Annotated in this window: 10 protein-coding genes; 7 read left to right on the plus strand and 3 right to left on the minus strand. The window is 53.6% G+C overall.

Annotation, left to right across the window (positions count from 1 at the left end):
- Positions 1-558 precede the first annotated feature (558 nt).
- Positions 559-750: a hypothetical protein gene (locus tag SH528x_RS24735; RefSeq protein ID WP_442506120.1), complete on the minus strand. Its 192-nt coding sequence runs from the start codon at positions 748-750 to the stop codon at positions 559-561.
- 538 nt (positions 751-1288) lie between these two features.
- Between SH528x_RS24735 and SH528x_RS24740 the strand changes: the two genes are divergently transcribed.
- A complete protein-coding gene (locus tag SH528x_RS24740; protein ID WP_442512171.1) occupies positions 1289-2002 on the plus strand; it encodes a DUF3427 domain-containing protein in 714 nt (237 codons plus the stop codon).
- Between the two features lie 265 nt (positions 2003-2267).
- Here the strand turns inward: SH528x_RS24740 and SH528x_RS24745 are convergent, their stop codons facing one another.
- Entirely contained in the window at positions 2268-2474 is a 207-nt protein-coding gene (locus tag SH528x_RS24745) for a hypothetical protein (RefSeq protein ID WP_442506121.1), read from the minus strand.
- Positions 2475-3155: 681 nt separating this feature from the next.
- Between SH528x_RS24745 and SH528x_RS24750 the strand changes: the two genes are divergently transcribed.
- Entirely contained in the window at positions 3156-3941 is a 786-nt protein-coding gene (locus SH528x_RS24750; protein ID WP_442506122.1) for a hypothetical protein, read from the plus strand.
- An 86-nt stretch (positions 3942-4027) separates the two neighbouring features.
- Here SH528x_RS24750 and ltrA read toward each other — a convergent pair whose 3' ends face one another.
- On the minus strand, positions 4028-5431 hold the full coding sequence (gene ltrA, locus SH528x_RS24755) for a group II intron reverse transcriptase/maturase (protein WP_442506123.1): 1404 nt from the start codon (positions 5429-5431) through the stop codon (positions 4028-4030).
- Between the two features lie 720 nt (positions 5432-6151).
- Here ltrA and SH528x_RS24760 point away from each other — a divergent pair.
- From SH528x_RS24760 to SH528x_RS24780, 5 genes are all read left to right on the plus strand, one after another.
- The gene (locus tag SH528x_RS24760; RefSeq protein WP_442506124.1) at positions 6152-6586 is read left to right on the plus strand and encodes an SMI1/KNR4 family protein; all 435 of its coding nucleotides are present in this window, start codon (positions 6152-6154) and stop codon (positions 6584-6586) included.
- Between the two features lie 109 nt (positions 6587-6695).
- Positions 6696-7148 carry a hypothetical protein gene (locus SH528x_RS24765; protein ID WP_442506125.1) on the plus strand — a complete coding sequence of 151 codons (453 nt, stop codon included), beginning with the start codon at positions 6696-6698 and terminating at the stop codon, positions 7146-7148.
- A 111-nt stretch (positions 7149-7259) separates the two neighbouring features.
- Positions 7260-7943, plus strand: coding sequence for a hypothetical protein (locus SH528x_RS24770; protein ID WP_442506126.1), 684 nt, complete (start codon positions 7260-7262; stop codon positions 7941-7943).
- 1811 nt (positions 7944-9754) lie between these two features.
- Complete coding sequence (locus SH528x_RS24775; protein ID WP_442506127.1) at positions 9755-10432, plus strand: DUF6882 domain-containing protein; 678 nt, start codon at positions 9755-9757, stop codon at positions 10430-10432.
- Between the two features lie 187 nt (positions 10433-10619).
- On the plus strand, positions 10620-10955 hold the full coding sequence (locus SH528x_RS24780) for a hypothetical protein (RefSeq protein ID WP_442506128.1): 336 nt from the start codon (positions 10620-10622) through the stop codon (positions 10953-10955).
- Positions 10956-11378: the final 423 nt, after the last annotated feature.

An 11378-nucleotide genomic window follows, 5' to 3' on the forward strand; every position in this document is an offset into this window, starting at 1 on the left:
TGCGACACACTCGCCCCAACCCCGGAAAGAATTACCGGACGGACGGATTTTTTGAATGACGAATGCGACTTTCAATTGCCGCATAGGGGATCCGACTCCTACCGGGACCCACGTTGACGGGGGCCGACTCCAACCTGCTACAAACTCCCCCTGACCCCCACATCGTAGCAAACACGCCGGACTGTGTTTAGCCGCTGTTGAGGCCTGGATCACCGTAGGACACACGCGAATTGCCGGAGGACCCAAAAGGCCTGTACCTATCATATCGTCACAAACGCGGGGACCAAACCACCAACGGCCGGCCGGCTTGGGGTCCGGTGGAATACTTCACGGTGAAGATACACAAGGATCGTCAACGCAACGGGGGCCGCCACACCGGTTCGTGTTGCAACCTTTCGTTCCGCTTGGGTTTGCGTCGCTCCAAAAGGTTGCTCGTGGTACCCACGTTCACCCTTTCAGACTATCCCGCGTTGTAACTCCATAGAGCACCCCTATCAGCGTCCCCACCGCGTTTTCCGGCTGACACGACAGATCACCGGAAACACCTTTTGCAACGCGTTACCGAACGTCTCCGGCTGCCGAGTCCGCTGATCGGCCGTGTTCGGCTTCCCAACGCTGGATCACGTCCACCAACTCGGATGGAATCGGACGCAATGCAACCGCCGATGCAACCGCCGAAACGTCCCCTTGCGGTTTCGCCCCGCAATTTACGGCGTTTTTGTCGATTAATTCGAATCCGGTATCGCCCACTTAGTTTAGTTTAGTTTTGCTTGACTACCCATTCGGGCTGGGCTTGTTCTTGCTGAAACGGAACGAGTCTCCTATTAGCTTTTGGTACACCAAAACGCCTCTTTTCATATTCCGCTTGCGATTTCTTGAAGCAGGTGGTTTCTCAGCGTCGCCGAAATTTTGGCCGCGATAGAGCACAACGACGCAAAAGAAATTTAAGATGACGAGTTCTAACTCGCATCACCTGTCAGGTGGCGACCTGGTTCCGGGCGCGCTGAAGCCTTGTTGCTGACCTAGATGAATGGCATCAATTCGTGCAGGCGTCGCCTAGGCTTCTTGCGCAGCTGCTATTCTAGACGTGAAATTCCACCTTTCAGGACCAAGCGATCTCTCGTCTGCTTTCCTCGATGTTTGCGAAAGCTGCAATTCCGTTGGCTCGCTCGAGTGCGTCGCCGAAGGGCTGAAAGTCGCTGGTGACCCGAGGCAATGGTGAATCTGCACCGGAGGCCGTCTGGCAAAGGGGCTTCGTCGTATTTGCCATATTGATTCACCAAACCAAATTCAACGTTTGCTGCAATTGCTCGACGGTACGCCAGCAAATACGAATGAGGATCAGCGACTTCTTGAGATGCTGCATGTCACGTTGTGGGCGGATCAATGCCTGGATTGGTCCGTGGATGTAGCGAACGCCCGATTACGAGAAAACGAAGCCTCTCTCGGCGATCTAAGAATGATCTTGGAGCACCAACTTCAGCATGCACCCGCGCTACACGCTGGACATTTGCCAGATAAATCTGGACCCCTAGATATCCATGCCCAGTACACGCGCGACGAGATATTGGTGGGACTCGGACATTGGTCGATGGCGAACCGTCCGCGAATGAGTGAGGGCGTCTTGCACGTGCCTTCATCAAAAGTCGATGCATTCTTTGTGACGCTGCAGAAGACCGAGGAAGAATACTCGCCGACCACAATGTACGAGGACTATCTGATCTCTCACGACCAGTTTCATTGGCAGTCACAAAGCATCACCTCCGCAGAGTCGCCGACGGGTCAGCGGTATATTCGACACCGAGAGAAGGGCTACACGCGACTGCTGTTCGTTCGCGAGGCCAAGAAGTTGCCTTCAGGACTTTCGGTACCTTACTACTACCTCGGCGCGTGTACTCATCTATCGCATCAAGGCAGTCGCCCGATGAGTATCGTCTGGAAACTTCAGCACGCGGTCCCTGCAAGAATCTTCCGGACCATGGCTCGGCAAAACACCGGCTAGTTTTTCTTTGCGGCTAACGTCGAGCCAGCAGCACCAGTATGCAACTGCCGTCGCCGATGACTTTGATACCGGCTACGCGTGCGGACGCACGGAAACGCAGGGAGGGGATAGTGGTGGTGGCGTGCAGGATTTTGCAAAGACGCAATGTATACCGCTGCGAGGACACACCCCCGGAGCCTGTCGCCTCCCTTCGGAAGACCCCGCTCTATTCTAAGAGCTGGTCGAAGATAGTCGTCACACCTGTCGCCCGCTGTGACCTCGCCAGTCATTCCAAAAACCGTAATGCCACCCAATCAATTGCCGCGATCAACAGCACCGAAACCACTCCAGCGACGAACACAACAACGAACGCAAAGCACCCCAGTCCTGCTAATGCCTTTTCTGTGTCTGGACCGAATGTCGCGTCGATTCCCCGCTCGGTTGCGGGCTCCGGTGTCGGCGATGGTGGCTGATATGGATTCTCTTGATTCATGCCCCAAGTGTATCAATTCAACGCCGCCAGCGTCCGGTTGATCCCTCGACAAGTGATCTCATAATCCCGAGCCCCATATCGGTCAATCGACACCCGTTTGAAGCGACAGACACCCCTGACGCATCGGCTTGCTGACGTGACATACGTGACAAACCAATTCGCACTGATCCCGAAACACTAGGAGCGTCGATCCTGGTGGACGTTCTTTGCCGATAGCCAGACGGACTTTCTATTGTTCAGCCGCACGAACCGGCGTCTTGAACACGCCAAACCGATCGAACAATTAGATTCCATTCTCAATAGCGACTGACCGCAAGCATCGGCCACCCGACTCTCCCACAACCGCTCTCCGCACGTGTCACCGGCAATCCCGCCAGCCCGCTGACGCCCAGACGGAACGATCACAGCTCTGCTAAATTTATTTCACGAGACTACTCCAACGATGTCAGTGCGTTTGGCGCATGAATGCTTACGTCACAAAAGCTTGACCTGGGGTGTGGCTTCCCCCATAATCATCGGGGCTTGAGCTACCGGCGATAAGTCCTTCCCTACCCGCCCTAACCGGCGATAACTCCCGCAGTGTCACCGACCGTACCGAAGGTGCAACCGGCGATAACAACCTAGAAATCAGCTTATCACCTCACCAACCGGTGATAATTACACCGTTCCGCTACGAGTTTGATGCAAACACGAGATCCAAAAGAACTAGAACGTTGGCAACATGCTGCTGACCTAATTGACGCCGAGTTCGCGGGCAAGGAACGCCCATGCCCTGATTGTGGGAATCGATTCGTCTCCAAGTTCAATCGTGGCAAATGCCCCGAATGCGGCAAGATGTTCTTCGCAAGCAATCCAGCATGCGGGTCAAACTCGTGGTTGCGAGTTCCTGATCACGCGCTAGTCGCCGATCCAATTAAATACGCTTGCCCGGAAACCCATTTCTTCGGCGTTAATCTCGACGATTTGCCAAGGTCAGACCGCGATTTTGCAAATCAACTGCTGAATTCGAGATCTGACGATCTTGACCGCGTAGACGAGTCCAACCTCGAAAGCCCGATCGATTCTCGGCACGCCTTCGCACAGATTCTCTCTGACACCATGGATCCGACGGCTATACGTGCATTTGACGTCTATGTTGGTGTGCTGGAAATTATCTGCGATCATTCGGGAACATTTCTGAATCCTGACGAGATGCGTTTTTTGGTTTGGTCGGAACTTCCTTTCGACACTCGTGTGTTGCACTCTGCCCTTCCGTTCACTGGTTTCAACGCGATCACATTCGATCGCATGGCATTCTTAACTCGATCTTTGATCAACGACGAACTGCATTTGCTCGGCAATGCAGAACCGAAGCTCAGAGGATCGAATACAGTCTCACCATGGCTGACGGAACAGTTTGCTCAGTACGAGTCAATTCTTCGTGAAGCGAAAGCACTCGATTTGGATGTCTTTTCGTTTCACGTATAATACTGGAAAGCGGAACCATCCGAATCGGGATAGGGGCCCGGATTGCTCCGGGGCCCCTCCCACATCACCTAGCATGCGGGTCCGCACTAGGCGATTCGCCGCGAGGATGCAAGCTGTTGCCAACGCTCTAATAGACTCAGTAAGCCTTCACTTTTCAGGTGCTCGTTCGATAACGCACGCTGGACTCCCGACGTCTTGGATAGACGCCACGGGCCTTTGCCGCTAAACGCGAACGGACGGGCGTCCCGGTACGACAAGCCCAAGGACATCAGGTTGCGAAGCCGAGTGTTCGACTTCTTCCACTGCTTCCAGTAGCATGCCCGAACCCGTCGCCGAAGCCACTTGTCGAGCGTACTGAAAGTTGTCTTGACTTGATCTAACTGAAAATACCCAAGCCAACCAATTGCATAAGAACGGAACTCCGCGAAACGCTTCTTCATCGACACACCTCGGTTTCTACGAAAGATCTCCGAGACGCGCCGTTTGAATGCGTCGAGCTTCTTTCGACTCACGCGAAACTGTCCGCCAAAGCCACGGAATTCGTAGCCCACGTACTCAAGCTCTTGCGTCTTACAGACGCTGCTCTTGTCGTGATTGACTTGCAGTTTCAACGTCAGCGTCAGAAATCGCTCAACGCTCGCGTAAACACGATGCGCAGCAACATCCGACTTGGTGAAGATCACGAAGTCGTCCGCATACCGCACGAAAGGCAATCCACGCCGCTCCAGTTCCTTGTCCAGATCATCCAAATAGATGTTGGAAAGGAGTGGTGACAACGGACCTCCTTGCATCGTTCCTTCTTCGCTAGGTTGACATAACCCATCGATCATCACTCCGGCTCGCAGGTATCGTCCGATCAGTTTGAGCAGTCGCTTGTCGTGAACCTTGCGGCTCACGCGTGCCATTAACACGTCGTGCTGGACTCGGTCAAAGAATTTCGACAGATCCATATCGACGCATCGGCGTCGACCGCTGCGAATGATCTTCTGCACCTGCTTGGCTGCATCTTGCGCCGAGCGATAAGGTCGATAACCGAAACTTGATTCAGAGAATCCCGGATCGAAGATCGGCGTGAGGACTAACACAATAGCGGTTTGGATTGCGCGATCGAGCAAGTTTGGAATTCCGAGCTCTCTCGTGCCGCCATCGGGTTTGAAAATGGTCTTCCGCCGGACAGGGTCCGGACGATAGGTGCCATCGAGTAGTTGTTGACGAATGTTTTGCCAACGCGGAGCAAACCACTCGGGAAAGTCGTCGACCGTAAGTCCGTCGGGCCCAGGGGCTCCACGGTTGGCCTTCACTCTCGCCCAAGCCATTTCCATGTTGACTTCATCGACAATCGCTTCCATCAGATTGTGAGCATCATCGCCCAAGGCTGACTTCTCGATGACCGCCAGACCCGAATCATCCGTCGGGATGTTTGGCGCAGCGAGATCCGGTTCGACAAAGTCGAAGACGAGTTGCTCTTCGTTCGGATTCTCTGAGGTCATCGGTGGTTCGTTCCTTGACTGTTGACGTTCGGTTCTTCCCGCCGCCATTGGAATTGGCAGATCGGTACTACAACTTCTGCTGCATTCTCCAGGCACGTCATGCGTTACCGCATTCCGCCCCGCCTTTCGGGCAAGCCCTACTCACGGGTACGCCTGGAGTTCTCCCCAGATAAGGGATCGTGATCTGTCCCCGCCCAAGCTCCCGATCTACCTGCGCTCACTCTTCCGGTTCGGTTTCGCAGTCAGCAGCCTGCTCACCTGTAGACGTCGGCCTCCTATCGGGTTTCTGTTCGTAGCCTGGCGGGTCTTGGCGTGAATGTGTCTGACGACGGTTTTAGCTTTGAAGCTCGTCCGATTCGGTTGTTGTTGAATCGAAGCTGTTCTCGGCGGCTAGCCAGATTTACGGTCACATTCGCAGGCTGCCTTCCCACGGATCGTCACCTCCCCGCAGTTGCCCTCGCCTCGTACTGTTCTTTCGTTAGAATTTCATTTGGTATACTGACTCCTCGAAAGAAACCGGAACTAAGTACAGGGGACTTGCACCCCACAAGATCACGCCCATGCTGGGCGTACTGCACTGAAGGACCGGTGGTCAGTTTTTACGAATGGATGCTCAACTCCCGGTCCTCGGTGATCGGTAACGTGCTGCGACTAAATACCGGCGTGATACGATCACTGCTGCATCAATTTCGTTCGCTTGCAACTTAGGATACCTAGCATTTGTGGCGCGACTTTATTACTACGCTGACTCCCCACGCAACTTTCGCTCCCGCCGCAACGCAATTGGCGATTGCTGCGGCCGAAGACGCTCTTGCGGTTCAATTCCCCGATCAGCTACGGAGCCTTTTGCGGGAGTCCAATGGGGTTCTTGGCGAATACGAACTGGGGTTGATCTGGACTCTTGAGCGAATCCAAGAGGACAACCTTCGTTTCCGCAATAACAAAGACTTCGCCGACCTCTATATGCCATTTGAGCATCTTCTGTTCTTTGCGGATGCTGGCAATGGCGACCAATTCGCTTTCCCTATTCAAAATGGTAGAATCCAGCGTCCCGACATCTTTGTTTGGGACCACGAATGTGACGACCGACGGTGGGTTGCAGGTTCACTCAAACAATACATCCAATGGTGGCTAGACGGCACACTGACCTTGTAGCCGAATTGCCGCAGAACAAAGCGTTGGACGCGCAGCCGCCGATCGCGTCGTTCGTAAAGTCAACGTTGATTGGCGGCGACCGGGTGAACGCAGCCGTTCTGCCATAAAGATGATGACACGACGAGAGCCGATCGAGGTTGCGAGACTCGTCGCTTCTGGCAGATGGAAGTCAGAACACATCGCCTCTTACCGCAAGCAATTTGGCGATGCTGCGTTGTTGGATGTCCTGCTGTGTCCGTTCCTTGACGATTGCTCTACCGAATCGCTAACCCACTACGATTGTCAACAATCAACCGGCAGATTACTGCTTGAGATCATGCCGGAATATGATCGACCGCTTCGACAGATGATTCGTCAATCACTGCCCTTGTGGAACCTAAGCGTCGAGGAATGGCCATTCTTTCTTTGTCGACGATACGGCATAGACGCCGTGTCAGAAACGATTGATCAAATTGCTGCGACCGACATCCTGAACGAATCCGAGCAGCGAGGCATCGAAACACTTCGATATTGGCTACGAGCAAAACCTGATACAATTCTCGGCACACCGTTGCCCAGATGAAGGCAGAACAAAGCGGTGCCCCCGAGCCGCCGATCGCGAGTTTCTTGAAGTCAATGTTACCCGCGATGGCCAAGTGAACGCAGCCGTTATCCGACTAAAAGTCATCCCACGATGAATCGTATCGTTTTCCACGACAGTCCATGGCCTGAAGGCCATGAAATAACTCAGCTGGAGTGGTGTGCGCGTGTTAAGTCCGACGGCACGCTTTGGTTTGACCTGCACTTGGTGTCCGAGGACTACTACGCTGGAGATCCAGGAGACACATTTTCAACGGATGACCCTGACGAGGACATCGACGACTGGGATTCTAAGATCGTCTGGTCAAACTACCACAACTGCACTCTGTCATCGACATACTGGGGCCACACTGGATTTTGTGTCGCATCTGAAACGCAACCCTTGGATTTCAGCTTGTTATCCACGCGTGAATTTGCCATTGATCCGTTACCGCCTGCTGAAGATTCCTCCCAGCGTGCTTTCGGCATTTACTTGCTTGGGCATGACGGTGTTGCCGACCACCGACTACGTTTTTCGGGTGACATCGCTGGTAAATGCGAACTGAACTGGAGGGGAAAGATTGCCTTGGAATACGCGGGCCGTACTTCGTTTGATTACTCATTCCATGCTCAATCTGACACTCTCGCTTTTTCGGGCGTTATGCTGCCAGATGGTTGCAGTCCCTCGGAGGCCAATAGGACTCTGAAGCGTGTTGCCTCTAACCTACCGGAATTGAAGCCCACGACTAGAAACGGACGGCACTGGCTAATAACATCGAGAGAAGACATAAGCGGATAACCATGTGAAGGTAACGGAGTGGCGGTGGCACGCGGTTTCGTTTGCTTGCAAGTCAACTCCCGCCACCCGCACATCACTACCATTACGCGATTGAAATCCATCGATGGCAATGTTGCAGGTAATTCGTCCTTCAAACGGCCACGTACTCGCACGTTTCGACGCTTGCGTCGACTACCGGTACCGACTGACTCATGAACACGAGATTCGGATGTCTGTTGACTACGCATGGTGTTCGCGATGCAACTCGTTCGTTGAGATCGAACGGATGTGGACCGAATCAGAGATTTGCTCGAATAGGTCAAACGTTCTGTTGTCTGAAGTGTCAGGCCGTCGTCTCGAAACGCCAACCACTGAACGATTGGAGGCCGCACTCGAATGGCGCCGAAGTCGAACGACTTATCCCAGGTGCATTTCCTGCGGATCGGTGACCGCCGCTACCACAATACCGCTCCATACCGAGACCCAGCATCCCAACGGTGATGGTATAATCCTGGTTTCCGGAGACGGTGCGCTGGGCGGACTGCCGACACGAAACACACCGAAGTATTTCAATACTGATGGGGTGCCGATTCTCTAAGACGGCGGAGAACCATGCGATGGTGACGGAGAGGCGGTGGTCGCCGCACACAGATGGAAAATTAACTGCCAACACCCGCACCTCACAACCGTCCGTCGGTTGGAGTGATTTCACACTATCGTCGCTGAAGGTCGATGTCGCAAACCGCACCGCCCACTGACGTACCGCTTGTTGAAACCGTTCCGACGTCGGTTGTGCAGTCAAGCCTCAGAAACTCTCGGCGGTTATTCATTTGGACGGTTGTCGCATTCTGTTGCCTAATGACGTTACTTGTTGCAACGGATCCTGAGGTCGGCTGGAAGTCCGCAATGATGGGCGGACTGTGCCTACTTTTGCCGACCACGCTTTTCGCGATCGGGCTCTCGGTTGCAGTGCGCCACGAGCTGACAATCCGGATCCCCACCATCGAGCTTAAACAAAACGAGCTCACGGTGCGCTACGGCAAACACGAGCTGAACGCCGATGTCAAAGATTGTCGCCTCCGCCGAAGCCGCGCGTACATGATGCGATTGCCAGGATGTCCGAGACTGCACTGTAGTCTGGCGGTGATTCTGATTGACTTCCCACAGAGCTCGCTTTCGACGAAAAGGGTACTGTTTTGGCGCCCCAGAGTCCGGGTTGCGGTTGGCTTCACGGATGAGATGCGCACAAAATGGGAACGTGCATTGTCGGCCGCACGCTGATCTGAACCCAGAGCTGGCCCCAACAGGCAACGACGCAGCATGGGTTGGACCGGAGCGGCGACAACGCGTTTACAAATGGTTGGTCTTTGATCGCCGCCCGCAAAACCCTACCATTCCCCGACTGGCGATGATGCCTCGATGGCAATCGTGTCGGCGATTCAAACGGTATTCATGCATGAAGGAACCGGCGCTAGTTTTCCAGCGTTCCTTCGTGAGGCAAGCGTCAAATCGCTGTCGCAAATACTTGCGTGGTTGATCGAATGGCAAAATGATTAGGTGACAGAATAATTGGCGCTCGCTGATTTCTCATTCTGCCCCACATCATTCTGCCAACAAATTGCTTCTTTGTTTTTGCGGCTACAAACGGATTTGCCGGCAGTCATTGCGCTCGCTACGATTGGATCAACGTCAACCGTGGTGATTAGCGACATCCCACTACAGCAAACCGGGAAACCATAGGTTACAACGAAGTCGGCAGTTTGATCAACTTGGCCACCACAACGACTTCCGTGCCGACTCGCTGAACCCCGGCGTTATGCCATAGATCGCTCATGAGTCCTCAATTTACATCCATACTATCTCAGCACATCGGCGGCTCATTCGCGAAACAAATTGCGTTCGCGGATTTGATCGGTGAGCGAAATTGGGGCGTCAGCATATCGGAAGGCCTCGCCACTTTCGGGTCTGATCTCTCATACCCCATTCAACTACTCGGAACCGAAGCCGACGGTGATGCGTCTTGGCTCTGGGCTTGGGCAAACGAACAAAGCGATCTGCCTCCAAAATTGCTTCAAGCGTGTAATGAATTGAAGAACACTGGATTCACCCAACAGGTGCCGGAATTCACGGATCGCAGTTTTTCGCAGGAAATCGCCAACGGTCACATGATCGCATTGGTTGCGTCAGGCCTAAATCCTAACTGCTGTTACTATCGCGGTCCGTACGATGGTGGTGCTCTGGTCTTCCTTGTTTGCGATGTCCCTAGCGACGTCGTCGCTCCCGTTGCACCCGGACGCGCCGTCACCGTAATGACAGAGGTAATCTCTCAATTTGAAATCAATCATCGAGAAATGGTTGATTCATTTTTGCAGGGCCAAGGTTTCACACTGCGCCCCGAAGGCAACCGTTTACACGCTACGCGAGGCAATGATTCACTCAGGGTTTCGTTTGATTCAATGGAACGCATTGACGACATTAGCTGTACACTGAACTCCCCCAAAGCGAACTAATCGCAGGGCCTTAGAAAGCAGAACAATGCGATGCACGCCGAGTCGTGTCTTTTGAATTGGATGATCACTTGCGGCGACCGCGTGATCGCCGCCGTTCGTCATGCAAAGAATGTCGTACTGTTTAGCCCCAATCATGCTCCTCTTCACTGGTTGCGTTCAACAACACTTTCCATCGACAACTGAAGTTGTGAAAAAGCCGCTGTTGACCTTTGAGCTATATGCGCCTCCGAGCAACGAGCCCGAAGTAATTGCACAAGGTCCAGACGAAGCGTTGGTCGAATCGACTATTCGCGAACAGTCATGGAACGACCTCACGTTTGTCGTACTACGAGTGGATACTGACAATTGGTTCGAGGTGTCTGGGAGCCTAAACCCCGCGGACGGACTCAGCGCAGCGTACAGTGAGGACGGAACGGAGCACGTATCTGACCGCCCACCGGAATCGCTTGATGCGTGCATCTCGCTGATGTTATCGTACCTGCGAGCTGACGATCGGTGGCGCACTGACATTGACTGGCAATAACGCATGACTATGTACTGTACGCGGAGTGGCGGTGGTCGCCGCTTTGGTAAAAACAACATCAGCTCCCGCTGACCACTATCGTTCCCCGACATCGAAAGACGCTACGCGAACGTGAAATTGCACCGCCCTAAGTTTCGTGAGCTGACAATTTGCGGCTGGATCGTCGCGTTGATTTGCGTTGGGGCGATTGTCGGCGTTTCAATACTCATTTTTCAATATGTACGACTGCCCGTTTTCCAGCAGGCTGTTGCTGTTTTGTTCGCGGTCGGTGTGGCATGGTTGATCGCCACAATCGCTGGCTCAATTGTCGCCTACGATCGAATTGTTGGCCCCCGTGCAGGAACGGCGACGGATTTGATGTTTTTCGCTGGATGTTCGACTGTATCATTTGGCCCAGTGCTTTTGCTTTACCGATTCTTTGGG

Source organism: Novipirellula methanifontis (genome assembly GCF_052161655.1).
Taxonomy (GTDB): Bacteria; Planctomycetota; Planctomycetia; order Pirellulales; family Pirellulaceae; genus Novipirellula.